General features: G+C 71.8%; 25 protein-coding genes. 15 read left to right on the top strand and 10 right to left on the bottom strand.

The window, feature by feature from the left end:
- Positions 1-92 precede the first annotated feature (92 nt).
- Both ACZ6WH_RS38425 and ACZ6WH_RS38420 read left to right on the top strand, forming a co-directional pair.
- Positions 93-722, top strand: coding sequence for an MBL fold metallo-hydrolase (locus tag ACZ6WH_RS38425; RefSeq protein WP_469734746.1), 630 nt, complete (start codon positions 93-95; stop codon positions 720-722).
- A gap of 95 nt (positions 723-817) precedes the next feature.
- On the top strand, positions 818-2,758 hold the full coding sequence (locus ACZ6WH_RS38420; RefSeq protein WP_469734744.1) for a hypothetical protein: 1,941 nt from the start codon (positions 818-820) through the stop codon (positions 2,756-2,758).
- 98 nt (positions 2,759-2,856) lie between these two features.
- On the opposite strand, the gene ACZ6WH_RS38415 is transcribed toward ACZ6WH_RS38420, so the two are convergent.
- Positions 2,857-4,170: a family 4 glycosyl hydrolase gene (locus ACZ6WH_RS38415; RefSeq protein ID WP_432854182.1), complete on the bottom strand. Its 1,314-nt coding sequence runs from the start codon at positions 4,168-4,170 to the stop codon at positions 2,857-2,859.
- A 134-nt stretch (positions 4,171-4,304) separates the two neighbouring features.
- On the opposite strand from ACZ6WH_RS38415, the gene ACZ6WH_RS38410 reads away from it, so the two are divergent.
- The 4 genes from ACZ6WH_RS38410 to ACZ6WH_RS38395 all read left to right on the top strand — a co-directional run bounded on the left by ACZ6WH_RS38410 (position 4,305) and on the right by ACZ6WH_RS38395 (position 8,696).
- Positions 4,305-5,477, top strand: coding sequence for a carbohydrate kinase family protein (locus ACZ6WH_RS38410; RefSeq protein WP_469734741.1), 1,173 nt, complete (start codon positions 4,305-4,307; stop codon positions 5,475-5,477).
- Positions 5,478-5,861: 384 nt separating this feature from the next.
- Entirely contained in the window at positions 5,862-6,869 is a 1,008-nt protein-coding gene (locus tag ACZ6WH_RS38405) for a PhoH family protein (protein ID WP_432854176.1), read from the top strand.
- An 11-nt stretch (positions 6,870-6,880) separates the two neighbouring features.
- The gene (gene ybeY / locus ACZ6WH_RS38400) at positions 6,881-7,378 is read left to right on the top strand and encodes an rRNA maturation RNase YbeY (protein WP_052869606.1); all 498 of its coding nucleotides are present in this window, start codon (positions 6,881-6,883) and stop codon (positions 7,376-7,378) included.
- Between the two features lie 4 nt (positions 7,379-7,382).
- Positions 7,383-8,696 (top strand): hemolysin family protein, encoded by a 1,314-nt coding sequence (locus ACZ6WH_RS38395; protein ID WP_432854173.1) that lies wholly within the window; start codon positions 7,383-7,385, stop codon positions 8,694-8,696.
- Between the two features lie 283 nt (positions 8,697-8,979).
- On the opposite strand, the gene ACZ6WH_RS38390 is transcribed toward ACZ6WH_RS38395, so the two are convergent.
- The gene (locus tag ACZ6WH_RS38390) at positions 8,980-10,437 is read right to left on the bottom strand and encodes an MFS transporter (RefSeq protein WP_469734738.1); all 1,458 of its coding nucleotides are present in this window, start codon (positions 10,435-10,437) and stop codon (positions 8,980-8,982) included.
- Between the two features lie 119 nt (positions 10,438-10,556).
- Between ACZ6WH_RS38390 and ACZ6WH_RS38385 the strand changes: the two genes are divergently transcribed.
- From ACZ6WH_RS38385 to era, 3 genes are all read left to right on the top strand, one after another.
- Positions 10,557-11,414 (top strand): helix-turn-helix transcriptional regulator, encoded by an 858-nt coding sequence (locus tag ACZ6WH_RS38385; RefSeq protein ID WP_469734736.1) that lies wholly within the window; start codon positions 10,557-10,559, stop codon positions 11,412-11,414.
- Between the two features lie 310 nt (positions 11,415-11,724).
- Entirely contained in the window at positions 11,725-12,084 is a 360-nt protein-coding gene (locus ACZ6WH_RS38380) for a cytidine deaminase (RefSeq protein WP_469734734.1), read from the top strand.
- A gap of 140 nt (positions 12,085-12,224) precedes the next feature.
- Positions 12,225-13,163 (top strand): GTPase Era, encoded by a 939-nt coding sequence (era, locus tag ACZ6WH_RS38375; protein ID WP_432854161.1) that lies wholly within the window; start codon positions 12,225-12,227, stop codon positions 13,161-13,163.
- A 24-nt stretch (positions 13,164-13,187) separates the two neighbouring features.
- On the opposite strand, the gene ACZ6WH_RS38370 is transcribed toward era, so the two are convergent.
- The 4 genes from ACZ6WH_RS38370 to ACZ6WH_RS38355 form a co-directional block, all read right to left on the bottom strand.
- A complete protein-coding gene (locus ACZ6WH_RS38370) occupies positions 13,188-14,450 on the bottom strand; it encodes an MFS transporter (RefSeq protein WP_469734732.1) in 1,263 nt (420 codons plus the stop codon).
- Positions 14,447-15,823 carry a GH1 family beta-glucosidase gene (locus ACZ6WH_RS38365; RefSeq protein ID WP_469734730.1) on the bottom strand — a complete coding sequence of 459 codons (1,377 nt, stop codon included), beginning with the start codon at positions 15,821-15,823 and terminating at the stop codon, positions 14,447-14,449. Before ACZ6WH_RS38365 ends, ACZ6WH_RS38370 begins: the two co-directional genes overlap by 4 nt.
- 105 nt (positions 15,824-15,928) lie before the next feature.
- Positions 15,929-16,195, bottom strand: coding sequence for a protealysin inhibitor emfourin (locus tag ACZ6WH_RS38360; RefSeq protein WP_399720457.1), 267 nt, complete (start codon positions 16,193-16,195; stop codon positions 15,929-15,931).
- A 31-nt stretch (positions 16,196-16,226) separates the two neighbouring features.
- On the bottom strand, positions 16,227-17,312 hold the full coding sequence (locus tag ACZ6WH_RS38355; RefSeq protein ID WP_469734728.1) for a M4 family metallopeptidase: 1,086 nt from the start codon (positions 17,310-17,312) through the stop codon (positions 16,227-16,229).
- Positions 17,313-17,640: 328 nt separating this feature from the next.
- Between ACZ6WH_RS38355 and leuA the strand changes: the two genes are divergently transcribed.
- Together leuA and ACZ6WH_RS38345 are read left to right on the top strand one after the other, a co-directional pair.
- Positions 17,641-19,407: a 2-isopropylmalate synthase gene (leuA, locus tag ACZ6WH_RS38350; RefSeq protein ID WP_469734726.1), complete on the top strand. Its 1,767-nt coding sequence runs from the start codon at positions 17,641-17,643 to the stop codon at positions 19,405-19,407.
- A 261-nt stretch (positions 19,408-19,668) separates the two neighbouring features.
- A complete protein-coding gene (locus ACZ6WH_RS38345) occupies positions 19,669-20,358 on the top strand; it encodes a TerB family tellurite resistance protein (RefSeq protein ID WP_469734724.1) in 690 nt (229 codons plus the stop codon).
- A 3-nt stretch (positions 20,359-20,361) separates the two neighbouring features.
- Here the strand turns inward: ACZ6WH_RS38345 and ACZ6WH_RS38340 are convergent, their stop codons facing one another.
- Both ACZ6WH_RS38340 and ACZ6WH_RS38335 read right to left on the bottom strand, forming a co-directional pair.
- On the bottom strand, positions 20,362-20,553 hold the full coding sequence (locus ACZ6WH_RS38340; RefSeq protein WP_469734722.1) for a DUF397 domain-containing protein: 192 nt from the start codon (positions 20,551-20,553) through the stop codon (positions 20,362-20,364).
- Positions 20,550-21,395 carry a helix-turn-helix domain-containing protein gene (locus ACZ6WH_RS38335; RefSeq protein WP_469734720.1) on the bottom strand — a complete coding sequence of 282 codons (846 nt, stop codon included), beginning with the start codon at positions 21,393-21,395 and terminating at the stop codon, positions 20,550-20,552. Before ACZ6WH_RS38335 ends, ACZ6WH_RS38340 begins: the two co-directional genes overlap by 4 nt.
- Positions 21,396-21,476: 81 nt before the next feature.
- Here ACZ6WH_RS38335 and ACZ6WH_RS38330 point away from each other — a divergent pair, with 81 nt between their 5' ends.
- The 4 genes from ACZ6WH_RS38330 (at position 21,477) to ACZ6WH_RS38315 (ending at position 23,705) form a co-directional block, all read left to right on the top strand.
- Entirely contained in the window at positions 21,477-21,782 is a 306-nt protein-coding gene (locus ACZ6WH_RS38330; RefSeq protein WP_469734718.1) for a hypothetical protein, read from the top strand.
- Complete coding sequence (locus tag ACZ6WH_RS38325; RefSeq protein ID WP_361557421.1) at positions 21,779-21,994, top strand: hypothetical protein; 216 nt, start codon at positions 21,779-21,781, stop codon at positions 21,992-21,994. Before ACZ6WH_RS38330 ends, ACZ6WH_RS38325 begins: the two co-directional genes overlap by 4 nt.
- A gap of 66 nt (positions 21,995-22,060) precedes the next feature.
- Entirely contained in the window at positions 22,061-22,807 is a 747-nt protein-coding gene (gene recO / locus ACZ6WH_RS38320; protein ID WP_432854129.1) for a DNA repair protein RecO, read from the top strand.
- 55 nt (positions 22,808-22,862) lie between these two features.
- Positions 22,863-23,705, top strand: coding sequence for an isoprenyl transferase (locus ACZ6WH_RS38315; protein ID WP_399720484.1), 843 nt, complete (start codon positions 22,863-22,865; stop codon positions 23,703-23,705).
- A gap of 67 nt (positions 23,706-23,772) precedes the next feature.
- On the opposite strand, the gene ACZ6WH_RS38310 is transcribed toward ACZ6WH_RS38315, so the two are convergent.
- A complete protein-coding gene (locus tag ACZ6WH_RS38310; protein ID WP_361557412.1) occupies positions 23,773-24,198 on the bottom strand; it encodes a Fur family transcriptional regulator in 426 nt (141 codons plus the stop codon).
- Positions 24,199-24,319: 121 nt separating this feature from the next.
- A complete protein-coding gene (locus ACZ6WH_RS38305) occupies positions 24,320-25,231 on the bottom strand; it encodes a metal ABC transporter permease (protein ID WP_432854122.1) in 912 nt (303 codons plus the stop codon).

Below are 25,231 nucleotides of genomic sequence, written 5' to 3'. Positions count from 1 at the left end.
TTTGTGACGGAGACGATTGGGATCGAGGACGTGGAGAAGGCGTTCGCGCGGATGCATGAGGGCGACGTTCTGCGTTCGGTGGTGGTGCTCTGATGACCGCCCGGATCGAACACCTCGTCACCTCCGGCACGTTCTCCCTCGACGGGGGCACGTGGGACGTCGACAACAACGTCTGGATCGTCGGCGATGACGAGGAAGCGGTCGTCATCGATGCGGCGCACGACGCCGACGCGATCCTCGCCGCGCTCGGCGGACGGCGGCTGCGGGCGATCCTCTGTACGCACGCGCACGACGACCACATCGACGCCGCGCCCGCGCTGGCGGCCCGTACCGGCGCGACGATCCATCTCCACCCCGACGACCTGCCGCTGTGGAAGCAGACCTATCCGAGCGGGGCGCCGGACCGGGAGCTGGCGCACGGACAGGTGCTGACCATCGCCGGTACGGACCTCACGGTGCTGCACACGCCGGGACACGCGCCGGGCGCGGTCTGCTTCCACGCGCCCGACCTGGGGGTCGTGTTCAGCGGTGACACGCTCTTCCAGGGCGGGCCGGGCGCGACCGGGCGATCATTCTCGGACTTCCCGACCATCGTCGAGTCCATCCGCGAACGGCTCCTGACCCTCCCGCCCGAGACGAAGGTGCTGACCGGGCACGGCGACAGCACCACCATCGGGGACGAGGCGCCGCACGTGGAGGAGTGGATCGCGCGGGGCCACTGAGACGGGGCCGTAGCGGTGTCACTTGCTGCCGGTTTTCGAACCTTTGCGCCGCTATCCCCTGCACTCTGTCAGGCGGGCCGGTTACCGTGCTCGGTATGGCAACCAGCACAGCACCGACCGCGCACGGATACGCATTGCTGATTGCCGCCGATCCGCCGGTACGGCGGGCACTGCCGGCGACCACCGTGTTGCCGCAGCTGGCCGCCGTTCCGCCGGCGCACCTCGTGGGTGCCGCGTACGCCAGTGCCGTGCAGCTGGCCAATCCCGACGACCCGAACACGGTGCTGACCCACATCCGCACCGCGGCCGGCGTCGAGGGCCCGCTGTTCATCTATCTGGCGGGGCACCTCCAGGTGGACGCGCGGCAGGGCAGACCGCACCTGGCGCTGGCCCGGACCGCGCCGCGCACGGTCCGGTACACGGCGCTGCCGTGGCACTGGCTCGCCGCGGAGCTCCAGCACCGGCCGCCGGGCAGCACCACGGTCGTGGCCGATCTGGCGGCGGCGCCGGAGGTCTGGCAGCAACTGGGCGCGGGGCAGCTGTCGCTGGGCGGACCGTTCCTGCTGTACGGCACGGTGCAGCGGACCGACAAGCGGAGCCGGCCGCAGCCGGCGTACACCCAGGCCCTCGCGCAGGCGCTGCGCGCGGCGCACCAACGGCCCGGTACGGAGGAACTGCACGCCCACGTGGCGCGCACCGCCGCCCTGGACGGGGCGACGACGCTGTGGCTGGGCGGGGCGCCGGCCGTCAACGGGGCGTCGGCCGTCAACGGGGGGTCGGGCGTCAACGGGGCGCCGGGCGGGTGGCCGGCGGCCACGCCTGCCGCGGGGCCCGCGCCGATGGCGCCCGGCGCGCCGGATGCCTTCGCCCCGGCCGAGTACGGCGCGCCGGCGGCCGCCGAGTACGACGCGCCTGTTGCCGAGTACGGCGGGCCGGTGCCGGAGTACGACGCGCCTGGGCTGGAGTACAGCGCGCCGGTGCTGGCTTACGGCGCGGCCGCGCCCGAGCCGGGGCCTGCGGCTGCCGCGGCGGCTGAGCCGGAGCCGACGCCGGAGGCCGCGTACGAGGCTGACGTGTCTTACGGGGCGGCGGGGACCACGGCCGCCGCGTCGGGGGCGGCGTCGGCGTCGGAGTCCGCGCCGGAGTCGGACGACTATGAGCTGGCCCCCGCGGCCACGCCGGCCTCCCCGAGGGCGACGCTTCCCGAGGCGCCCGAGGCGGCGCCCTCCGAGACCCCCGAGGTGCAGCTCTCCAAGGCCCCCGAGACGCAGCTCTCCAAGGCCCCTGAGGCGCAGCGTTTCGAGGCACCCGAGGCGGCGGCACCCGCGGCCCCCGAGGCACAGCGTTCCGAGGCTTCTGAAGGGGCGGCACCCGCAGCCCCCGAGGCGGTGGCCCCCGCGGCGCCCCAGGCGGCGCATCATGCGGCCCCCGAGGCGCAGCGCTCCGAGTCCCCGAAGGGCACCGCCCCTGCCCCCGACCTCGACCCCGCTCCCGCCGCCACCCCCGTGCCCTTGCCGCCCATGCCCGCGCGGCCGCCGATTCCCGTGGTGGCGGCGATACCCCCGGTGCCGGGTGCGGCGCCCGTCGAGGAGCCGCACCACGCGGTGTTCGCCGCGGCCGCCGCCGGGCGGCACGGCGAGGCCGCCGCGATGGCCGCCGCCTGGGAGCAGGCGGCGCTCCGGAGCCACGGGCCCGTGTCGCCCGAGGCGGTGCACTGGATCGAGGTACAGGCCGAGCTGGCGCGCCAGGCCGAGGAGCCGGCACGGGCGAGCGGGCTGTGGATGCGGTCCGCGCACGTCCGGCTGGCCGGCGGGCAGAACGCCACGGACCCCGAGGTCACGGCCGCCGTGGACCGCGCCCACCACTGCTGGCACCAGGTCAGCGACCGGGACAGCATCCAGGACCTGGGCGTGGAGCTGGCGAACCTGCGCGGCCGGGTGCCGGGCAAGAGCGGTGCCCGCGACGACGTGCAGCGCCGCCTCGCCCAGCTGACCGAGACCGTCAACCGCCAGCGCCCGACCGCCCGGTCCGCCTGAGGCCGGTCCGCCTACGGCCCGGTCCGCCTACGGCCCGGTCCGCCTACGGCCCGGTCCGCCTCCCGCTCGGCCCGCGTACCGCCCAGCCCGTCGCCCGCTCAGCCCGTAGCCCGCTCCAGGATGCGGGCGGCCACGGCGGGGGAGTCGACCAGCGGGTGCAGCGCGAGGGCCCGTAGCGCCGCCTCGCGGTCCTTGAAGACGGCCGCCTCCACGGCCGCCCGCTCCACCGCCTTCAGCTGGAGCATCAGCCCCAACTGGTCCTCGCGGAGCGGCGCGCACGGCAGCGGGGTGGCGCCGCCCGACCCCACCTCGCACACCGTCTCGATGATCGCCTCGGGAGCGAGCGCCGGAACGGTCGTACCGTTGCGCACGTTCAGGATCAGCCGGGTCCGCCGGTCGTCGGCGATCGCGTGCATCAGGGCCAGCGCCACCCGGTCGTACCCCCCGCCCTCCAGGTCGCAGCTGTCGCGCTGCCAGCCGCCGCTCGCCTCCCGGCTCTCGGCCATGTACGTCTCCTCGCGCTCCAGGCGCGTGCGCTCCCACAGCCCGTACGCGTCCTCCGGGCGCTCCGCCGCCGCCTCGAAGAAGCCGCCCTGCTGCCGGTCGAGGAAGGCGCCGCGGGGCTCGTCCGACTCCCGTACGGAGGCGAGCGTCTCGCGGCGGAAGTAGTAGTAGTGCAGGTACTCGTTGGGGAGCGCCCCGAGGGCGTGCAGCCACTCCGCCCCGAAGAGCCGCCCCTCCTCGAACGACCCGAGCGCTTCGGGGTCGGCGAGCAGCCCCGGAAGCAGATCGCGGCCGTCGCCGGCGGTCAACGAGCGGAGCCAGCCGAGATGGTTGAGCCCCACGTAGTCGTACCGCACCGCGTCCGGGTCGGCGCCCGCCGCGCGTGCGGCGCGCCGCACCAGGCCGACCGGCGAGTCGCAGATGCCGATGACCCGGTCGCCCAGCACCTCCGCCATCGCCTCGGTGACCATGCCCGCCGGGTTGGTGAAGTTGATGATCCAGGCGTCCGGTGCCAGCGCCGCGGCGCGCTCGGCGATCCGCAGCGCCACGGGGATGGTGCGCAGCCCGTAGAGCACGCCGCCCGCGCCCACCGTCTCCTGGCCGAGCACGCCCTCGGAGAGCGGGATCCGCTCGTCGGCGACGCGGCCCGCCGTACCGCCGACGCGGATCGCGGAGAAGACGAAGTCCGCGCCGCGCAGGGCGTCGTCGAGGTCCGTCGCGAGCCGTACCTTCACCGGCTTCTCGCGCCCCGCCGCCTGCTGCTCCAGGACGGCCGCGATCACCCGCAGCCGGTTCGCGTCGGTGTCGTACAGCGTCACCTCCGTCACGGCGCGCGTGGGGTCGTCGAGCAGCGCGCGGTGGACCAGCGGTACCCGGAAACCGCCGCCACCGAGAATCGTGAGCCTCATGGGCCGGAACGTACCGCACGAAAGTGCCGGAACCCACCGCACGAACGTGGACCCGAACCCGCCCCGCCGGCGGCCGTGCGGCCCCGTCATCCGGCACACTGGCGTGACGCGCACGGACGAAAGGGGCAGGCAAGGTGAGCGCTCAAGACGGAGAACGGTTCGCTCCCACGAGTCCCGTGCCGACGGTGCTCGACCCGCTCGCCGCCGTACGCGGGCCGCAGGACCCGGCCACGGACGTCTACCTCACGGGCACGGTGTTCCTCGACGTCATCTTCACCGGGCTGGACTCGGCGCCCGTCCGCGGCACCGAGTCCTGGGCGCGCGGCATGGGTTCGAGCCCCGGCGGGGTCGCCAACATGGCGACGGCGCTGGCCCGGCTGGGCCTGCACACCTCGCTGGCGGCGGCCTTCGGGGACGACATGTATGGCGAGTACTGCTGGGACGCGCTGCGCCAGGGAGAGGGCATCGACCTGTCGATGTCGCGGAAGGTGCCCGGGTGGCACTCGCCGGTGACCGTATCGATGGCGTACGAGGGCGAGCGCACGATGGTCTCGCACGGGCACGAGGCGCCGCCCCCGGAGTCCGCGTTCGACGGCGGGCACGCGCCCGGCTGCCCGCCCCCGTCACGCGCCTGCGTGGCCTCGCTGGTGCCGGGGCGCCGCGAGGGCTGGCTGGGGTGCGCGGCGGGACGTGGTGCCCGCATCTTCGCGGACGTGGGCTGGGACGACACCGGACGCTGGGATCCGGCCGACCTCGCCGACCTCGAACACTGCGAGGCGTTCCTGCCGAACGCCGAGGAGGCGATGCGGTACACGCGTACGGACTCGCCGCAGGCCGCCGCCCGGAAGCTCGCCGACCTGGTGCCGGTCGCGGTGGTCACGATGGGCGCGCGGGGCGCCTGCGCGGTGGACGCGCGGACCGGGGAGAGCGCCGAGGTGCCGGCGATCGCGGTGGAGGCGCTCGACCCGACCGGTGCCGGCGACGTCTTCGTGGCGGGCTTCGTGACGGGCACGCTCGCGGGGTGGCCGCTGGCCGACCGGCTGGCGTTCGCGGGGCTGACGGCCGCGCTGTCGGTACAGGAGTTCGGCGGGTCCCTCTCGGCGCCCGGCTGGTCGGAGATCGCCACGTGGTGGCAGCAGGTCCGCGATCACCACACGGACGCGCTGGAGGGGACGGGGAACGGCGACCGCGGCGTCCTGCCGCTGCGGGAGCGGTACGCCTTCCTGGAGGGCGTCCTCCCGGCCGCCTACCGCCAGTGGCCCCTGGCCCGGGCCCTCCCCACGATCGGCTTTCGCCGTACGAGGTGACGGCACCGGCGACGGAGTGAGGCCACTGGCGACGGACGCGACGGCACCGGCGACCGATGCAACGGCACCGCAACAGCGACGACGGATGCGTGCCGAGCCTTTTGGGTAACCCCCCGGGCCTTGTGGGTAACCCCTGAGCAAGGGGGCGACGTCCGTTCGATTCGCCCCGAGAGTGAGCGGCCGCGCCCCTCTCCGCGATCGGCTTTCGCCGCGCGGAGCAGGCGCGGGACGGGTGTGTGCCGGGGGCTCTCCCCGGGGCCGTCATCGGGCCGCCCACAAAAGTTCTCCGTCGATGTCGGTGCCGCGTCGTACCCTGGACGTGCTCAGGAGAGCCGCAGGCATCGCTACGTAGAAATGGGGATCAGCAGGCCACAGAGCCGGCCCATGACGCAGACACCCACCAATCAGCAGGCGCGCGCCCAGTTCACCGTCCCGCCCAAGCACCCCATGGTCACGGTCCTGGGGTCCGGGGACTCGTTGCTGCGCGTGATCGAGAACGCCTTTCCGGCGGTCGACATCCACGTCCGTGGCAACGAGGTCAGCGCGGTCGGAGATCCCGCGGACGTCGCGCTGATCCAGCGCCTGTTCGACGAGATGATGCTGGTGCTCCGCACCGGACAGCCGATGACGGAGGACGCAGTGGAACGCTCGATCGCCATGCTGCGTTCGGCGGAGGACGGCGAGGGCGGGACGAGCGAGACCCCGGCAGAGGTGCTCACGCAGAACATCCTCTCCAACCGGGGCCGTACGATCCGCCCGAAGACGCTGAACCAGAAGCGGTACGTCGACGCCATCGACCAGCACACCGTCGTCTTCGGTATCGGCCCCGCCGGTACGGGCAAGACCTACCTCGCCATGGCCAAGGCGGTGCAGGCCCTGCAGTCCAAGCAGGTCAACCGCATCATCCTGACCCGGCCCGCCGTCGAGGCGGGCGAGCGCCTGGGCTTCCTGCCCGGCACGCTCTACGAGAAGATCGACCCGTATCTGCGCCCGCTCTACGACGCGCTGCACGACATGCTCGACCCCGACTCCATCCCGCGCCTGATGGCCGCCGGGACGATCGAGGTCGCGCCGCTGGCGTACATGCGCGGCCGGACGCTGAACGACGCGTTCATCATCCTCGACGAGGCGCAGAACACGAACCCCGAGCAGATGAAGATGTTCCTCACCCGGCTCGGCTTCGATTCCAAGATCGTGATCACGGGTGACGTGACGCAGATCGACCTGCCCGGCGGGACGAAGAGCGGCCTGCGCCAGGTCCAGGAGATCCTGGACGGCGTCGACGACGTTCATTTCTCGCGCCTCACCAGCACCGACGTCGTCCGGCACAAGCTCGTGGGCCGTATTGTCGACGCGTACGAGCAGTACGACAGCCGCAACGGAAAGCACTGAGCAGAGCAACGATGGCAATCGACGTCAACAATGAGTCCGGTACGGACATCGACGAGCAGGCGGTCCTCGACGTCGCCCGCTACGCCCTCGCCCGGATGCGCATTCACCCGCTGTCCGAGCTGTCGGTGATCGTCGTCGACGCCGAGGCCATGGAGCAGCTCCACATCCAGTGGATGGACCTCCCCGGCCCGACCGACGTGATGTCCTTCCCGATGGACGAGCTGCGGCCGCCGGCCAAGGACGAGGAGGAGCCCCCGCAGGGGCTCCTCGGCGACATCGTCCTCTGCCCCGAGGTCGCCAAGAAGCAGGGCGAGGACGCGCCGACCGGGCACTCCATGGACGAGGAGCTGCAGTTGCTCACCGTCCACGGCGTCCTCCACCTCCTCGGGTACGACCACGAGGAGCCGGACGAGAAGGCCGAGATGTTCGGCCTCCAGGCGGCGATCGTCGACGGCTGGCGGGCCGAGCGCGGCATCGAGGGCCCCTCCCCGGCGCCCACCACCCGGTGACGCGGTGTCCGCCCAACTGATCGCCGTCGCGGTCCTCCTGGTCGTGGTCGCGTGGCTCGCCGCCTGCGCGGAGGCGGGCCTCGCCCGTACGACCAGCTTCCGCGCCGACGAGGCCGTACGGTCCAGCCGGCGCGGCGCCACGAAGCTCGCGGCTGTCGCCGCCGATCCGACGCGCTATCTCAACGTCGCGTTGCTGGTGCGCGTGGGCTGCGAGATGGCCGCCGCCGTGGTCGTCACCTTCTGGTGCGTGCGCCGGTTCGACGAGACGTGGGAGGCGGTGACCGTCGCCATCGCGGTGATGGTGCTCGTCTCGTACGTCGCGGTCGGGGTCTCGCCGCGCACGATCGGCCGGCAGCATCCCCTGAACACGGCGACGGCCGCGGCATACGTCCTGCTGCCCCTCGCCCGGATCATGGGGCCGATCCCGCAACTGCTCATCCTGCTGGGTAACGCGCTCACCCCGGGCAAGGGCTTCCGCAAGGGCCCCTTCGCCTCCGAGGCCGAGCTGCGCGCCATGGTCGACCTCGCGGAGCAGGAATCGCTGATCGAGGACGACGAGCGCCGCATGGTGCACTCCGTCTTCCAGCTCGGCGACACGCTCGTGCGCGAGGTGATGGTGCCGCGCACGGACCTGGTGTCCGTCGAGCGGTTCAAGACGATCCGCCAGGCGCTCACGCTGGCGCTGCGCTCCGGCTTCTCGCGCATTCCCGTGACGGGGGAGAGCGAGGACGACGTCGTGGGTGTCGTCTACGTCAAGGACCTCGCCCGCAAGGTGCACATCAGCCGCGACGCGGAGACGGAGCTGGTGTCGACGGCGATGCGGCCCGCGGTGTTCGTGCCGGACACGAAGAACGCGGGTGACCTGCTGCGGGAGATGCAGCGCGACCGCAACCATGTTGCGGTCGTGATTGACGAGTACGGGGGTACGGCCGGGATCGTCACGATCGAGGACATTCTCGAAGAGATCGTCGGCGAGATCACCGACGAGTACGACCGGGAGCTGCCGCCGGTGCAGGAGCTGGGTGACGGCCGGTACCGGGTCACCGCCCGCCTGGACATCGGCGACCTCGGTGAGCTGTACGGCCTGGAGCTGGACGACGAGGACGTGGAAACGGTCGGCGGCCTGCTCGCGAAGTTGCTGGGCCGGGTACCGATCGCCGGCGCGCAGGCGGAGGTCGACCTCGCGGACGACGCGGTCGACCCTGCGCTCAAGGCCCTTCGGCTGACCGCGGAGTCCCCCGCGGGGCGGCGCAACAAGATCGTCACGGTGCTTGTCGAGCCGGTGGCGCCTTTGGCGCCGGGGACCGCGGTGGAGTAGGCCGCACCGCCGTTGTCGGGTGCGGTGCCGGTCGCTGCCGGTCGCTGCCGCGGGGGCTTTTCGTACGTTGCCTGGTGCGGCGCCGTCCGCTGGCGTGGGGGGCGTCTGAATTTGCCGGGTGCCCCGCCGTTTCGCCTGCGGCGCGGATCCGCTGCGCGGGGCTTGGCGTTACGGGGTCGGGTCTCCGCGGCAGGGGGTCCGGACTGCTTCGCTTTACGTCCGGACCCCCTACCGCTACGACCCGCCCCCTCCCGTCGGTGGTGGGTGGAAGGACGGGCCCCCGTCACGCCGTGCGGGTGTGCCTGCGGAGGCCGAAGGTGACCAGGGCGGCGACCGTCAGCAGGATGACTGTGTCGGCTGCCAGGGCCAGGCGTACTCCGTTGAGGGTTGCCGTGGCGAAGTCGGCTCCTTCGGCGCGTAGCGCGTTGATCCGGGCGGAGGCCAGGGCGCTCAGCAGGGGGATGCCGACCGTCATGCCGATCTGCTGGGCGCTGGTGACCAGGCCCGTTGCCAGGCCCTGTTCCTCATTGCGGAGGCCGGATGTGGCGGTGACGCCGTAGGAGACGATCACCCAGAGGTGGCCCAGGGAGGCGAAGGTGACGCCTGCCATGGCGAGCCATGCTGAGGGCGCCTCCGTGCCCAGGCCCAGAAGGGAGGCGGTCAGGGTCGCCTGGACGAGCAGGCCGGTCAGCAGCGTGCGGCGGGCGCCGAAGCGGGCGATCATGCGGGGGGCCACGATGCCGGCGAGCGCGGAGACCACGCCCTGGACGCCGAAGATCAGGCCGGTGCGGAAGGGCGAGAGGTGCAGCACCTCCTGGAGGTACAGGGTCAGGAGGAAGACGACGGTGCTCATCATCGAGACCGTGGTGAGGCCCGCGAGGTTGCCGAACGCCACCGTCGGGCGGCGGAGCATGGGCAGGGATACCAGCGGTTCGGGGGAGCGGGCCTCGACCAGAACGAAGGCTGCGAGGAGCGCGAAGCCCGCTACGAGAGTGATCAGGACATCCGCGTGCGCGAAGCCGTTCGTCGCGGCTGTGGAGAGGGCGTAGATCAGGGCGAGGAGGCCGCCGGTGACGGTGACGGCGCCCGGTACGTCGATCCGGGGGCGGTCCGGGCGGAGGCTCTCGGTCAGGAGCGTGGGCGCCAGGGCGAGGATGCCCGCGCCGGCCACGGCCAGCAGACCCATCGTCGAGCGCCAACCGAGGGAGTCGGTGAGGACGCCGCCGAGGACCATGCCGACGGTGAAGCCCAGGGACAGCAGGGTGCCGCTGATGCCCAGGGCGCGTTCGCGCTGCGGGCCCTCGGCGAAGGTGGTGGTGAGCAGGGCCATGCCGGTCGGCACGATGACGGCAGCGCCGACGCCCTGCAGCGCGCGACCGGCCAGGAACACGGCGGGCGACCAGGCCACGGTGGCCAGGACGGAGGCCGCGGCGAAGAGCCCGAGGCCGGTGAGGAAGAGCCGGCGGCGGCCGTAGAGATCGGCGATCCGGCCGGAGAGCAGGAGGAAGCCGCCGGACGGGAGGGCGAAGGCGGTGACCGCCCACTGGAGGTCGGCCTGGCCCATGCCGAGGTCCCTGCCCAGCACCGGGAGCGCGACGTTCAGGATGGAGAAGTCCAGGGCGACGATGAACTGCGCGGCGCAGAGGATGAGGAGGACGAGCCGGTCCCGGCCGGACATGCCGGTGGTGGGAGCGGGCGTGGGACGGCGTACGGCCTCGGGGGCGGAGGTCTGGGTGGGCATGTGCAGAGCCTCGCCGCACGGAATAACCCGTGGGGAGCGGCGACTTATCGTGGTGTTCGCACCACCAGCCAGGGACCAGGGGGAATGGCGTGTCGGAGCCCGGTACGAGTGTGCGTGCCATGCGGGAGGACAAACCGCGGCGGCGCGAGGAACTGCGTGCGTTCCTTCGGGCGCGGCGGGCGCGGGTCAGCCCGGCCGAGGCGGGGCTGCCCGACGGCGGGCGGCGCCGTACGCCGGGGCTGCGCCGTGAAGAGGTCGCCGTCCTCGCCGGCGTCGGCGCCTCCTGGTACCAGTGGCTGGAGCAGGGCCGCGACATCAGCGTCTCGCCGCAGGTGCTGGACGCGGTGGCGCGGGTGCTGAAGCTGCGCGACGCCGAGCGGCGCCATCTCTACGTACTGGCCGGGCTGAACCCGCCGCTGCCGCGCTCCGAGTACGACGGCGATCCGATCTGCGAGGGGCTCCAGCGGATGATCGACGCGTGGCTGCCGTTCCCGGCGCACATCATGGACCCGTACTGGAACACCGTCGCGTACAACGAGGCGTCGCGGCTGGTGATGGGCCACGGGCAGCCGGGCGTCTCGCCGAACTGCGTGATCGCCTACTTCACCGATCCGGTCTACCGCTCCCGCGCGAAGAGCTGGGAGCGGATCGCACCCCAGGTCGTCGCCCAGTACCGCGCGGCCTGCTCGGAACGCCCCGGCGACGAGGGCTTCGCCGAGGTGGTGAGGGAGGCCTCGGCAGCCAGCGAGGACTTCGCCCGCCTGTGGGCCCAACAGGACGTCACGGTCGGCGGCCAGCTCCCGAAGGAAATGGAGCACCCCCTGGTGGGCACCCTGCGCTTCGAGTCCACACAGCTGCGAGTGCCCTCCCGCCAGGACCTGACCGTGGTCATGCACAACGCCCAGCCCGACGATGAGACCGAGGCAAAGCTCCGCCTCCTGCTGCGACGCGGCGGAATGTACTCAGTGGCCGGCTGACGCACGCACCTGTCCTTCCACCCACCACCGACGGGAGGGGGCGGGTCGTAGCGGTAGGGGGTCCGGACGTAAAGCGAAGCAGTCCGGACCCCCTACCGCGGAGACCCGACCCCGTAACGCCAAGCCCCGCGCAGCGGCACAGCCCGCCGCAGGCGAAACGGCGGGGCACCCGGCAAATTCAGACGCCCCCGCGGCAGCGAACGGCGCCGCACCAGGCAACGTACGAAAAGCCCCGCGGCAGCGACCGGCACCGCACGCGACCCCCATGCCCCCGTCGGCTCAAGCCAAGCGCAGCGATAGGGTCGGCCACATGAGCGACAGCGCAAGCGCAGAGCTGGACCCCGAAGACCGCAAGATCGTCACGCTCGCCCGTTCGGCGCGCGCCCGGAACGGTGTCGCCGAGGGTGCCGCCGTGCGGGACGAGACCGGACGGACGTATGTCGCGGGCACCGTGACGCTGGACTCCCTGAAGCTGTCCGCCCTGCAGACCGCCGTCGCGATGGCCGTCGCCAGCGGCGCGCAGTCCCTGGAGGCCGCCGCCGTGGTCACCGAGGCGGCGACCGCGGCCGACGCGGACCGGGCCGCCGTCCGGGACCTGGGCGGCGCGGAGACGCCCGTGCTGGTCGCGGGCCCCGACGGCGTGGTGCGCGAGACCGTCAAGGCGGGCTGACCACCGCAGCCCGCCCGGACCACCGGCCGGGCCCGGCCGACGACCACCGGACCGGCCGACCGGCCCGGCCGACGACCACCGGCCCGGTCCGACCGGCCCGGTGGTCGGTGTCATGCCCGCGATCGGGGAGAATGGGCGCCATGAGCGTTCGTACAGACTCCTCCGCCCCGTACCGCGCCGGCTTCGCGTGCTTCGTCGGCCGCCCGAACGCGGGCAAGTCGACCCTGACGAACGCTCTCGTCGGTACGAAGGTGGCCATCACCTCCAACCGGCCGCAGACCACCCGGCACACCGTCCGCGGCATCGTGCACCGCCCGGACGCGCAGCTCGTCCTCGTCGACACCCCGGGTCTGCACAAGCCGCGCACGCTGCTGGGCGAGCGGCTGAACGACGTCGTGCGGACCACCTGGGCCGAGGTCGACGTGATCGGGTTCTGTCTGCCCGCCGACCAGAAGATCGGTCCCGGCGACCGGTTCATCGCCGGTGAGCTGGCGGAGGTCAAGAAGACGCCCAAGGTCGCCATCGTGACCAAGAGCGACCTCGTGGACTCCAAGACGCTCGCCGAGCAGCTGCTCGCCATCGACAGGCTCGGGCAGGAGCTCGGGATCGAGTGGGCCGAGATCATTCCGGTGTCGGCGGTGGGCGACAGCCAGGTGGGGCTGCTGGCCGATCTGCTGGTGCCCATGCTGCCCGAGAGCCCGCCGCTGTACCCGGAGGGCGACCTCACCGACGAGCCCGAGCAGGTCATGGTCGCGGAGCTGATCCGCGAGGCCGCGCTCGAAGGCGTACGGGACGAGCTGCCGCACTCCATCGCGGTCGTCGTCGAGGAGATGCTGCCGCGCGAGGACCGGCCCGCCGACAAGCCGCTGCTCGACATCCACGCCTTCGTCTACATCGAGCGGCCCAGCCAGAAGGGCATCATCATCGGCCCCAAGGGCAAGCGCCTGAAGGAGGTCGGGATGAAGTCGCGGAAGCACATCGAGGCGCTGCTCGGCACGCCGGTCTACCTGGATCTGCACGTGAAGGTCGCCAAGGACTGGCAGCGGGACCCGAAGCAGCTGCGCAAGCTCGGTTTCTGAGGCACGCCGGGCCACCGGTACGGGTCACGCCACGCCCCGGATACGGCGTACGAAGAGCGCGCCGGCCAGCCCGACCGCCGCGGCCGTCAGATACAGCGCGGGGTAGCCGCCCGCGTAGCGGACCACCGGGGCCGCCAGTGCCGGGGCGATCACCTGGGGCAGTGAATTGGCGATGTTGATGATGCCCAGGTCCTTGCCGCGGTCCGCTGCGGCCGGCAGGACGTCCGTCATGAGGGCGAAGTCGACCGAGGTGAACACGCCGAAGCCGATGCCCAGCGTCGCGGCGGCGACCAGCGCGCCGGGCCAGGTCTGCCAGCAGGCGAGCAGCACGGTGGCCACCGTCATCAGCACCCCGGCCCACAGCACGAACGGCTTGCGGCGGCCCACGCGGTCCGACCAGTGACCGGCCACCACGACCGTGGCCAGCAGCAGGGCGCCGTTGACGGCCGTCAGGAGCAGGACGCCGCTCTCCGGGTCCGGGTGGTGGAGCGCGTCACGCAGGTAGTACAGCAGGTAGAGCAGCACCAGTGAGTTGCCGAGGTTGATCAGGAAGCGGGTCAGCCAGGCCCAGGCCAGGTCCGGGTGGCGGCGCGGGCTGAGCCGGAAGCCGTGCAGGAAGGCGCGCCACACGAAGGGCGGGCGGCGGTCGGCCGGCAGTACCGGCTCGCGGTGCAGCAGGACGTACGGGAGCGGCGCGAGCAGCGTGAAGGCGGCGCAGGCGAGGTAGCCGGCGGGGATGCCGCCGGCCGCGGTGGCGAGTCCGGTACCGGCGAGGATGCCGAGGATCTGGGCGACGCCCAGCCAGCCGCCGACCGCGCCGCGCTGCCGGCGCGGCACCCGGTCCGGCACCGCAGCGGTGAGGGCGGCGAACGCGGCGCTCAGCGCGAGCTGCACCAGGCACCAGCCCAGCAGCATGACGGGCCAGGTGCCGGCCGCCGACAGCAGCACCAGTCCGCCCGCGCCCCCGGCGACGCCGCCCACGATCCAGGGCCGCCGGCGGCCGTAGCGGGACGCCGTACGGTCCGAGACCGCGCCGAAGACGGGCGTGGCGGCCAGTGCGACGGCGGCGCCCGCGCCGGTCACCCAGGCCAGTACGGATTCCTTGGCGGTGCCCGGCGGCGCCAGCTCGGCGGCCTGGAGCGCCAGGAGGATCTGCAGCGGGCCGAACCAGCCGACCCACAGCGCACCGTTGGCGAGGGAGAGGGCGCCCGTCCAGCCGCCGCCGACCCGTTCGGCGGGCTCGGCCAGGGCGTCCGCAGCCGCCGCCGGGCCCGCCGCCGGTCTCACCGCTGGGCCCGCAGCGCGTCCCGCAGCCAGTGGAAGGACGCCTTCGGAGTGCGGGCCAGCGTGGCGTAGTCGACGTGGACCAGGCCGAAGCGCTGCGCGTAGCCCTCCGCCCATTCGAAGTTGTCGAGGAGTGACCAGACGAAGTAGCCCCGGACATCCACCCCGGCCGTCATCGCCTCGTGCAGCGCCCGCAGGTGGCTGTCGAGGAAGGCGATCCGCTCGTGGTCCTCGGTGCCGTCGTACGAGCAGCCGTTCTCGGTGATGACGACGGGTGGCAGGGCGGCGGCGTAGCGGTCGTGGAAGGTGGTGAGCAGCTCGGTCAGCGCCTCGGGGACGACCGGCCAGCCGAAGGCGGTACGGGGACGGTCCGTGATCTCGCGCGGCGCGAAGGGCAGCTCGGGCGGGATCGGAATGCCCGCGAGATCGGTGGCGGGGGCCGCCGGGTCGGGCGCCCCCACCAGCGTCGGCTGGTAGTAGTTGATGCCGTACCGGTCCAGGGGCTGGGAGATGACCTTCAGGTCCTCCGCCACCGGGCCGGGGAGCAGTGCGGCCAGTTCCTCGTCGGGGTAGCGGCCGAGCAGCAGGGGGTCGGCGAAGAGGCGGTTGAGGAGGAGGTCGTAGAGGTCTGCCGCGTCCCGGTCGGCCTGCGCCGCCGAGGCCGGCCAGGTCGGGCCGTGGGAATTGGCGATGCCGACGCTGTCGGCGCCGCGGGCCCGGAGTGCCTGGAGCGCGAGGCCGTGGCCGAGGAGCTGGTGGTGGGCCGCGGGCAGCGCGTCGAAGAGCAGCTTCCTGCCCGGCGCGTGCACGCCCAGACCGTAGCCCAGCAGGGTGACCTCGGCGGGCTCGTTCAGGGTGATCCAGTGCGGTACCCGGTCCCCGAGACGGGCCGCGACCACGTCCGCGTACGCGGCGAAGGCGTGCGCGGTGTCCCGTACGAGCCAGCCGCCCGCCTCCTCCAGCGGCTGCGGGGTGTCCCAGTGGTAGAGGGTGGGGAGCGGCTGCACCCCGGCGGCCAGCAGCTCGTCGACCAGCCGGTCGTAGAAGTCCAGGCCCGCCGCGTTGACCGGGCCCGTGCCGCCGGGCAGGACGCGGGGCCAGGAGACCGAGAAGCGGTACGCGTCGGCGCCGAGGTCCGCGAGCAGGCCGACGTCCTCGCGGTAGCGGTGGTAGTGGCCGGTGGCAACGGCGGAGTCGGAGCCGTCCTTCACCCGGCCGGGCACGGCCGTGAACGCGTCCCAGGACGACCGGCCGCGCCCGTCCTCGTCCACCGCGCCCTCGATCTGCTGCGCCGAGGTGGACACGCCCCACAGGAAGCCCGCGGGGAAGCGGGGGAGGGAGCCGGGCGACGGGCGGTGCGGGGGCGGCGGCGTCATGGGCGGGATCTTCTTGACCCTTCAGTAACAAGTCAAGGGTGCCGCCCCGCGTGACGTGTCAGGAATGCGGGCGGAGCCGCCGGCCCGCACCCCTGGCACGCGTCGTCACGCGCCTTCCTTCAGCACCCGGGTGATCAGCTTGCGCTGGGGATCGGTCAGCCGGGGATCGGCGCAGTACACCGTCCGGTCGTCGACCGTGATCTGGTACGCGAAGCCGTCCGGCACTCCCACCGGCGGCTCACTGCGGCCCTCTGCCAGGGCCCGCTCGGCCAGGTCGTCCCACTGCGTTGCGTCGGCCCGGCCGGCGGTGTCGATCTCGGCGTACTTCTCGATGCCGGCGAAGCCGCCGGTGCGCCTCACACGAATCCGCATGACGGCAGCCTTCTCCTCAGGACGCCCCGGGTCAATGACCCCGGCTGTTGGTGACGCCCACCTGCGACCAGGCCTTGACCAGCGCCTCGTGCTCCGCACCCTGGTCGCCGTAGCGCGCCTTGGCCGCGTCGATCGTCAACTTGGCGAAATCCGTGAACTGGGCGTCCTTCGCGAGCTCGCCGCCGGTCAGCACGTCGTACCAGATCCGGCCCGCGCGCTCCCAGGCGTTGCCCCCGAGCGACACCGCCGCGAGGTAGAAGGCGTGGTTGGGGATGCCGGAGTTGATGTGCACCCCGCCGTTGTCCTGCGAGGTCTCCACGTACCCGTCCATCGTGGCGGGCTGCGGGTCCTTGCCGAGGACGTCGTCGTCGTACGCGGTGCCCGGCGCCTTCATCGAGCGCAGCGCCTTGCCCTTGTCGACCTCCGGGCCGAGCAGCCCGTCGCCGATGAGCCAGTCCGCCTGCTCGGCGGTCTGCTTGAGGGAGTACTGCTTGATCAGCGAGCCGAAGACGTCCGAGACCGACTCGTTCAGCGCGCCGGACTGGCCGAGGTACTCCAGGTTGGCGGTGTACTGCGTGACGCCGTGGGTCAGCTCGTGGCCGATCACGTCCAGGGCGCTGGTGAAGTCCAGGAACAGCTCGCCGTCGCCGTCCCCGAAGACCATCCGCTCGCCGTCCCAGAAGGCGTTGTTGTACTCCTTGCCGTAATGGACCGTGGCGTCCAGCGGCAGCCCGGCGCCGTCGATGGAGTGCCGCTCGTACCCCTTGAAGAACAGCTCGAAGGTGGCGCCGAGGCCCGCGAAGGCGCGGTTCACCGAGGAGTCGGAACCGGCCTCGTCGGACTCGCCGCGCACCTTCTTGCCGGGCAGCGTCTCGCGGCCCTCCGCGTCGTAGATCGTGCGCTGCGGCTTGTCGCTGCCGGCCCGGGCCTCGGCCGGCGCGGCCATGCCGCGGACGGTGGTGAGGCGGCGGCGGGTGCGCTGCAGGGCGTCGTGCTCCAGGGTCCGGCGGGCACGGCCGGAGATCGTGGAGTTCTCCGCGCGGGAGAGGTGATCGAGGAGGTGCGGGGGGACGATCCCGCAGAACGGATGGCTGGTGTTCGAGGAAGTGGCGTCCATGCGGCGAGCGTGACACCCCGTGTGAGCTGTGTCACTCCCCACTGCCGAGATTCCCTGGAATGTGTGCTTGGCCGCTAAACGGCCACAACGGATCTTCAGTCCCGCATACTGATACGGGACGTCCATTCGCCTTGGGTCTCGGCTAGGGTGCTGAGCATCATGCGTTTCGGGCTGCTTCTCCTTAGCTGCCGCGGCGAGGGCCTGTAGTCGTAGGCCGACCCCCTCCCCGCGGAGTTCGGTGTTGCGTTCCCCAAGCCCGTCGGCCTCCCCCGAGCTCTTCGAGCAGGGGGCGCCCCCTCCCGTTCACCTACGAGGAGCCCTACGCATCATGTCGAAGCCCGAGAACGCCATCGGTCGCCCGACCCCCGTCACCGCCGCTGCCATCCAGCAGAAGCCGTCCGGCATGCCGGTGCACAAGTACGGCCGCTACGAAGCGGTGGAGATTCCTGACCGTACGTGGCCGGACCAGCGCATCACCAAGGCTCCGCGCTGGCTGTCGACCGACCTGCGCGACGGCAACCAGGCACTGATCGACCCCATGTCGCCCGCCCGCAAGCGCGAGATGTTCGACCTGCTGGTCAAGATGGGCTACAAGGAGATCGAGGTCGGCTTCCCCTCCTCCGGCGAGACCGACTTCAACTTCGTACGCTCGATCATCGAAGAGGGCGCGATCCCCGAGGACGTGACGATCTCCGTCCTGACGCAGGCCCGCGAAGAGCTGATCGAGAAGACCGTCGAGTCGCTGCGGGGCGCCCACCGCGCGACGGTCCACCTGTACAACGCCACGGCGCCCACCTTCCGCCGGGTCGTCTTCCGCGGCTCCAAGGAAGAGGTCAAGCAGATCGCCGTGGACGGCACGCGGCTGGTCATGGAGTACGCCGAGAAGATCCTGGGCGACGAGACGATCTTCGGCTACCAGTACAGCCCCGAGATCTTCACCGACACCGAGCTGGACTTCGCCCTGGAGGTCTGCGAGGCGGTCATGGACGTCTGGCAGCCCGAGGAGGGCCGCGAGATCATCCTGAACCTGCCCGCCACGGTCGAGCGCTCCACGCCCTCCACCCACGCGGACCGCTTCGAGTGGATGTCCCGCAAGCTGTCCCGCCGTGAGTACGTCTGCCTGTCGACCCACCCGCACAACGACCGCGGCACCGCCGTCGCCGCCGCCGAGCTGGCCGTGATGGCCGGCGCCGACCGCGTCGAGGGCTGCCTGTTCGGCCAGGGCGAGCGCACCGGCAACGTCGACCTGGTCACCCTGGGCATGAACCTGTTCTCGCAGGGTGTCGACCCGATGATCGACTTCTCGCAGATCGACGAGATCCGCCGTACGTCCGAGTACTGCAACCAGATGGAGATCCACCCGCGCCACCCCTACGCGGGCGATCTGGTCTACACCGCCTTCTCCGGCTCCCACCAGGACGCCATCAAGAAGGGCTTCGACGCCCGGGAGGCCGAGGCGGCCGCCGCGGGCAAGAGCGTGGACGAGTTCGAGTGGGCGGTCCCGTACCTGCCCATCGACCCCATGGACGTCGGCCGCTCCTACGAGGCCGTCATCCGCGTCAACTCGCAGTCCGGCAAGGGCGGCATCTCCTACGTCCTGAAGAACGACCACAAGCTGGACCTGCCCCGCCGCATGCAGATCGAGTTCTCCCGGACCATCCAGGAGAAGACCGACTCCGAGGGCGGCGAGGTCACGCCGGCGGCCATCTGGTCCACCTTCCAGGACGAGTACCTGCCCACCCCGGACAACGCCTGGGGCCGTATCTCGCTGCGCTCCGCGCAGACCTCCACGACGACCGAGGGCACCGACGCGCTGACCGTCGAGGCGGTCGTCGACGGTCAGGACACGGTGCTGACCGGTTCCGGCAACGGCCCGCTGGCCGCGTTCTTCGACGCGCTGCACGCCATCGACGTCGACGTCCGGCTGCTGGACTACGTCGAGCACACGATGAGCGAGGGCGCCGGCGCCCAGGCCGCCGCGTACATCGAGTGCGCGATCGGCGACAAGGTTCTGTGGGGCGTCGGCATCGACGCGAACATTGTCCGCGCCTCGATCAAGGCCGTCGTCTCCGCCGTCAACCGCGCGAGCCGCTGACGCCCGTACGGGTGTGTCGGGCAAACCCGCTGGCCGGGTCCCGGACCGTACCGCCGGGCCGGATTTCCGGCCCCCGGTGAGGCCCTGCGGAAGGCCCCGCCCCTCGCGGACACGAGGGGCGGGGCCTTCCGCATCTCCCCGTACGACATGCTGACGCGACGGACTTGATGTGGCTAACATCACGTCAGCGCGGCAGCGTTGCCGTGTGGGCACCGCCTGTGCCCGCCAAGGGCTACGGGGGCGTTACGGAGGTTCGACGTGATGCACAAGCTGGGTCTGGTGGGCGTGCGCACGTCTTGGCGCACGATCGCCGACGGCGAGTTCTTCTGTACCGAGTGCGGTGGTGATCGCAACTACCGCCGCCGCACGGGCAAGCGCCGGCTGACCCTGCTCGGACTCCCCGTCCTCCCGCGGGGCGAGGCCGGGCCCGTACTGGAATGCTCCTCCTGCGGCGGCCACTTCGGCCTCGACGCCCTGGACCACCCGACCACCACCCGCTTCTCCGCGATGCTCCGCGACGCCGTGCACACGGTGGCCCTCGCGGTCCTGGCGGCGGGCGGCACGTCGGCCCGCCCGGTCCGCGAGCAGGCGGTCTCGGTGGTACGCGCCTCCGGCTTCACCGAGTGCACGGAGGACCAGCTGCTCTCCCTGCTGGCCGCGCTGGCCGCGGACACGGGCCGGCTCCCCGGCACGTACCACGACGGCCGGGACGGGCTCGACCCCTGCGGGACCGCGCTGGCCATAGAGCTCCACGAAGCGCTGGAGCCGCTCGCCCCGCATCTCGCCCCTGCGGGCCGGGAATCCCTGCTGCTGCAGGGCGCGCGCATCGCCCTCGCGGACGGCCCCTACGCCGGGCCGGAGCGCGAGGTCCTCCTGACCGTCGGCACGGCGCTCTCCCTGGACGAGGCCGACACGGAGCGGCTGCTCGCCGCGGCGCGTACGCCGTCTTGAGGCTTACGCCTTGAGCACCGCGAGGAACGCGGCCCACGCGTCCGCGGAGAAGACGACCGCCGGGCCGTGGGGGTTCTTGCTGTCCCGGACGGGGATGACGGGGCCGACGTGGTCGGCGACCTCGACGCAGTCGCCGCCGTGCCCGTCGCTGTAACTGCTCTTGCGCCAGTGCGCGGTGGTCAGGTCGATGCTCATGCTGTCCTGTAGCCCTCCGCCGCCGACTCGATCAGGGCCAGGGACGCCTGCGGCGACAATGCGGCGGCCCTGAGCAGATCGTATGTCCACTGTGCACGCTTCACCAGGGACGGATCGTCGGCCAGAGTTCCCGAATACTCCGCCTCCAGATAGACAGTTGGCGGAGCGTCCCCGAACTCCATGAGCTTCATCGGCCCCAGCATGGATGCGTGCGCCCCGGCCGCGAACGGGATCACCTGGAGCACGACCTTGCGGCTGCGCGCGAGCCCCGCGATGTGGTCCAGTTGCTGCGCCATGGCGACGTGGCCGCCCACCGGGATGCGCAGCACGCTCTCGTGCAGGATCGCCCAGTAGGTGACCCGCGACGGGTCGTTGAGGAGGCACGCCCGGTCCATCCGAGCGGAGACGATGTGCTCGATGTATTCGTCGGGCGCCAGCGGATTGCTCGCCAATGCGATCGCTCGCGCATACGCGGGTGTCTGCATGAGGCCCGGCACGAGCGCGTGCGAGAAGTCGCAGATGCTCGTCGCGAGCGCCTCCAGCTCGGCCGCGGCAGCGAAGTACTCCGCATACCGCGAGTCATTAATCAGCTTCTCGCACATGCGGGCGAAAAAGCCGTCCGTCTGTAGGGTTTCGTCGATCCTTTCCGCTACATCGAGTTGTGGCTTTCGGATCGCCTGTTCGAACTGGCCGATGTAGCCGCCGGATACGAACACCCTTCTCCCCAGTTCCTCCTGGGTGAACTGGGCGGCCTCCCGGCGCCGCTTCAGTTCAGCGCCGAAGAATTCCCAGGCGGCCTGTCGTGGGCCGCCGTGGTTGCGCCCCTTGCCGGTCATGGCCATGGCCTAACCCCCTCGCCCTGCCGCGCAGTTGTAGCGCGCGCACGGCTGCCGATTTTAGATCGGCACCCGCATCCTGAGGATGTGAACAGCGAAAATCTCCCGGAGGAAAAGACCGTGACGGGAAAGTGGGACAGGCGGTTGGCGGCGGAAAGAATCGGGGACGCGGAGGCGGCGGTGCGGGAATTGCGGGAAGCGTTCGCGCGGGTCGGTGTCGTGCTCCCCTCTCTCCGTCTCGACCTCATTTCGTGCGCGTACGAAACCCCTCGGCCGCTGGTCGAATTCGGACGCTGCACGGTCGGAACGGCACGGAAACTGATCGCCGTGCTGCGGGAGCGCGAGCAATGGCACGAGCAACGGCACGAGAAGGAAGCGAGCGAAGAGCGATGAGCGCCGCGGTGGGTTCGTACGTCGTGGACACCCGGACGGGCAGAGTGGGACTGGTGATGGGGAGCGAGGGTCCGTACCTCCAGCTGCGCCCGGTGGGCGGCGGGCGGGAGTGGGACTGCGATCCCGAGGCGGTACGGGACGCCACCGCGCAGGAGCGGCTGAGCGCGGCCACGGCCTACGTGAACGCCCGCAGCCGCGGCGAGGTGGGCTGACCGGCCCGCCGTACCGTCGTCGGCCGCCCGTGCCGGGACGGCACACCCGTACGCGACAATGGGCGCATGAGTCTGTTCCGTGATGACGGTGTCGTGCTGCGCACCCAGAAGCTGGGTGAGGCGGACCGGATCATCACGCTGCTGACCCGCGGGCACGGCCGGGTTCGGGCCGTGGCCCGCGGCGTACGGCGTACGAAGTCGAAGTTCGGCGCCCGGCTGGAGCCGTTCTCCCACGTGGACGTGCAGTTCTTCGCGCGGGGCTCGGAACTGATCGGGCGCGGGCTGCCGCTCTGCACGCAGAGCGAGACGATCGCCGCCTACGGTGGCGGCATCGTGCGGGACTACGACCGGTACACCGCGGGGACCGCGATGCTGGAGACGGCGGAGCGGTTCACCGACCACGAGGGCGAGCCGGCGGTGCAGCAGTACCTCCTCCTCGTGGGCGGGCTGCGGACGCTCGCCAACGGGGAGCACGCCCCGCATCTCGTGCTCGACGCCTTTCTGCTGCGGTCGCTCGCCGTGAACGGCTACGCACCCAGCTTTGACGACTGCGCGCGGTGCGGAATGCCCGGTCCGAACCGGTTCTTCTCGGTCGGCGCGGGCGGAGTGATATGCGGGGAGTGCCGTGTGCCCGGCAGCGTCGTACCCTCCTCTGAGTCGATCGCGCTGCTCAGCGCGTTGCTGACGGGGGACTGGGGCACGGCGGACGCGGCCGAGGCCCGGCACGTCCGGGAGGGCAGCGGGCTGGTCGCGGCGTATCTGCAGTGGCACCTGGAGCGGGGACTGCGCTCGCTCCGCTACGTAGAGAAGTAACCACCCAAGAGCTCCCCTCAAGAGCTCCACCGAAGAACTAGGAGACGTGGCACGCATGGCACGACGTGGGATTCTGGGCCGTTCGCGGCGGGAGTACCAGGCGCCGGAGCCGCACCCGTCCGGTGCGCGGCCGCCGAAGATCCCCGGTGAGCTGGTCCCCGAGCACGTGGCCATCGTGATGGACGGCAACGGGCGCTGGGCCAAGGAGCGCGGGCTGCCGCGCACCGAGGGGCACAAGGTCGGTGCCGAGCAGGTGCTGGACGTGCTGCAGGGCGCCATCGAGATGGGCGTGAAGGCCATCTCGCTGTACGCCTTCTCCACCGAGAACTGGAAGCGGTCGCCCGACGAGGTGCGCTTCCTGATGAACTTCAACCGCGACTTCATCCGCAAGACGCGTGACCAGCTGGACGCGCTCGGGATCCGGGTGCGCTGGGTGGGGCGGATGCCCAAGCTGTGGAAGTCGGTGGCCAAGGAGCTGCAGGTCGCGCAGGAGCAGACGAAGGACAACGACGGCCTCACGCTGTACTTCTGCATGAACTACGGCGGGCGCGCGGAGATCGCGGATGCGGCGCAGGCGATGGCCGAGGACGTGAAGGCGGGCCGGCTGGACCCGTCGAAGGTCAGCGAGAAGACCTTCTCGAAGTACATGTACTACCCGGACATGCCGGACGTGGACATGTTCCTGCGGCCCTCCGGCGAGCAGCGCACGTCGAACTACCTGATCTGGCAGAGCGCCTACGCCGAGATGGTCTTCCAGGACGTGCTGTGGCCCGACTTCGACCGGCGGAACCTGTGGGACGCGTGCATGGAGTACGCCAAGCGGGACCGGCGCTTCGGCGGCGCGCTGCCGAACGAGGTTTCCGGATCCGCACAGGAGGGCGCCGGGCAGCAGGCCTGAGCGGACGCTGAAGGGCCCGGGAGCCGCCGTGCGGCTTCCCGGGCCCTTCCTGGGTCCTCGGCGTCCCTCAGGACGCCTCCGCGGCCTTCGCGCAGTCCCCGCACGTGCCGAAGATCTCGATCGTGTGCCCGACGTCACGGAAGCCGTGCTCCGCCGCGATCTGATCGGCCCACCGCTCCACCGCGGGGCCCTCGACCTCCACGGCCTTGCCGCAGGAGCGGCAGACCAGGTGGTGATGGTGGTCGTCGGTGCTGCACCGGCGGTAGACGGCCTCGCCCTCGCTGGTGCGCAGCACGTCCACCTCGCCGGCGTCGGCCAGCGACTGGAGCGTGCGGTAGACCGTGGTGAGCCCCACCGAGTCGCCCCGGTGCTTGAGCATGTCGTGCAGTTCCTGTGCGCTGCGGAACTCGTCGACCTCGTCGAGAGCCGCGGCCACGGCGGCTCGCTGCCGCGTCGACCGGCCGCGCACCGGAGATCCCGCGCTCGTCGCCACCGTTGCCTCCCTTAGGCGTAGAACATCCCCCTGCGGAACGTCCGGCCATTGTGCCAGGTGATGACCGGAAGCCTGGTGGGACGCTTACACCCGTACGCTCATGCCGCGCTCACCGTGTGCCTCACGTGCTCACCCCGACGTCGTCCGCCGGCTTCCGGGCGGCCGGCACGCCGCCCGGCCCCTCCAGGGTGCACCCCTGCTCGTCCCGGACGACAGCTCGCGCGCGTCTTTTCGCCAATGGCGCGGCGACCAGCGAGAAGACGGCGAACACCGCGATGGCCAGCAGCACGATGCTCGCACCCGGCGGCACGTCCACGTAGAACGACACGGCCGTACCCGAGAGCGTGACGATCACACCGATCGCCACCGAGATGGCGAGGGTCGCGGCGAAGCCGCGGGTGGCCTGCTGGGCCGCCGCGACCGGCACCACCAGCAGCGCGCTGACCAGCAGCAGGCCGACGGCGCGCATGGCGACGGTGACGGTGACGGCGGCGGTGACCGCGAGCAGCAGGTTCAGGACGCGGACCGGCAGCCCGGTGACGCGGGCGAACTCCTCGTCCTGGCAGATCGCGAAGAGCTGGCGGCGCAGCCCGAGCGTGATCACGAGCACGAAGGCGGCCAGGATCGCGGTGACCGTGACGTCCTCGGGGGAGACGCTGGTGATGGAGCCGAAGAGGTAGCTCGTGAGGTTGGCGGTGGAGCCGCCGGGCGCGAGGTTGATGATCAGTACGCCGCCGGCCATGCCGCCGTAGAAGAGCATGGCGAGCGCGATGTCGCCGCGGGTCTTGCCGTACGAGCGGACCAGCTCCATGATCACCGCGCCGACCGTGGCGACCAGGACGGCCATCCACACCGGAGAGGTGTTGAGCAGGACGCCGAGCGCGACACCGGTCAGCGCGACGTGCCCGATGCCGTCGCCCATGATCGCCTGGCGGCGCTGTACGAGATAGATGCCGACGGCGGGCGCGGTGATGCCGACCAGTGCGGCCGCGATCAGCGCCCGCTGCATGAAGGCGTAGGTGAGGATGTCCAT

The sequence above is a fragment of the Streptomyces sp. NPDC050806 genome (assembly GCF_055586425.1).
This window is presented reverse-complemented; position numbering and strand designations above follow the sequence as displayed.

Coding starts and splice junctions, on each gene's coding strand:
- recO (WP_432854129.1), top strand. CDS start 22,061: ATGAGTCTGTTCCGTGATGACGGTGTCGTGCTGCGCACCCAGAAGCTG.
- ACZ6WH_RS38425 (WP_469734746.1), top strand. CDS start 93: ATGACCGCCCGGATCGAACACCTCGTCACCTCCGGCACGTTCTCCCTC.
- ACZ6WH_RS38420 (WP_469734744.1), top strand. CDS start 818: ATGGCAACCAGCACAGCACCGACCGCGCACGGATACGCATTGCTGATT.
- ACZ6WH_RS38365 (WP_469734730.1), bottom strand. CDS start 15,823: ATGACGCCGCCGCCCCCGCACCGCCCGTCGCCCGGCTCCCTCCCCCGC.
- ACZ6WH_RS38360 (WP_399720457.1), bottom strand. CDS start 16,195: ATGCGGATTCGTGTGAGGCGCACCGGCGGCTTCGCCGGCATCGAGAAG.
- ACZ6WH_RS38345 (WP_469734724.1), top strand. CDS start 19,669: ATGCACAAGCTGGGTCTGGTGGGCGTGCGCACGTCTTGGCGCACGATC.
- ACZ6WH_RS38325 (WP_361557421.1), top strand. CDS start 21,779: ATGAGCGCCGCGGTGGGTTCGTACGTCGTGGACACCCGGACGGGCAGA.
- ACZ6WH_RS38385 (WP_469734736.1), top strand. CDS start 10,557: ATGCGGGAGGACAAACCGCGGCGGCGCGAGGAACTGCGTGCGTTCCTT.
- leuA (WP_469734726.1), top strand. CDS start 17,641: ATGTCGAAGCCCGAGAACGCCATCGGTCGCCCGACCCCCGTCACCGCC.
- ACZ6WH_RS38355 (WP_469734728.1), bottom strand. CDS start 17,312: ATGGACGCCACTTCCTCGAACACCAGCCATCCGTTCTGCGGGATCGTC.
- ACZ6WH_RS38305 (WP_432854122.1), bottom strand. CDS start 25,231: ATGGACATCCTCACCTACGCCTTCATGCAGCGGGCGCTGATCGCGGCC.
- ACZ6WH_RS38335 (WP_469734720.1), bottom strand. CDS start 21,395: ATGGCCATGACCGGCAAGGGGCGCAACCACGGCGGCCCACGACAGGCC.
- ACZ6WH_RS38405 (WP_432854176.1), top strand. CDS start 5,862: ATGACGCAGACACCCACCAATCAGCAGGCGCGCGCCCAGTTCACCGTC.
- ACZ6WH_RS38340 (WP_469734722.1), bottom strand. CDS start 20,553: ATGAGCATCGACCTGACCACCGCGCACTGGCGCAAGAGCAGTTACAGC.
- ybeY (WP_052869606.1), top strand. CDS start 6,881: ATGGCAATCGACGTCAACAATGAGTCCGGTACGGACATCGACGAGCAG.
- era (WP_432854161.1), top strand. CDS start 12,225: ATGAGCGTTCGTACAGACTCCTCCGCCCCGTACCGCGCCGGCTTCGCG.
- ACZ6WH_RS38390 (WP_469734738.1), bottom strand. CDS start 10,437: ATGCCCACCCAGACCTCCGCCCCCGAGGCCGTACGCCGTCCCACGCCC.
- ACZ6WH_RS38315 (WP_399720484.1), top strand. CDS start 22,863: ATGGCACGACGTGGGATTCTGGGCCGTTCGCGGCGGGAGTACCAGGCG.
- ACZ6WH_RS38415 (WP_432854182.1), bottom strand. CDS start 4,170: ATGAGGCTCACGATTCTCGGTGGCGGCGGTTTCCGGGTACCGCTGGTC.
- ACZ6WH_RS38380 (WP_469734734.1), top strand. CDS start 11,725: ATGAGCGACAGCGCAAGCGCAGAGCTGGACCCCGAAGACCGCAAGATC.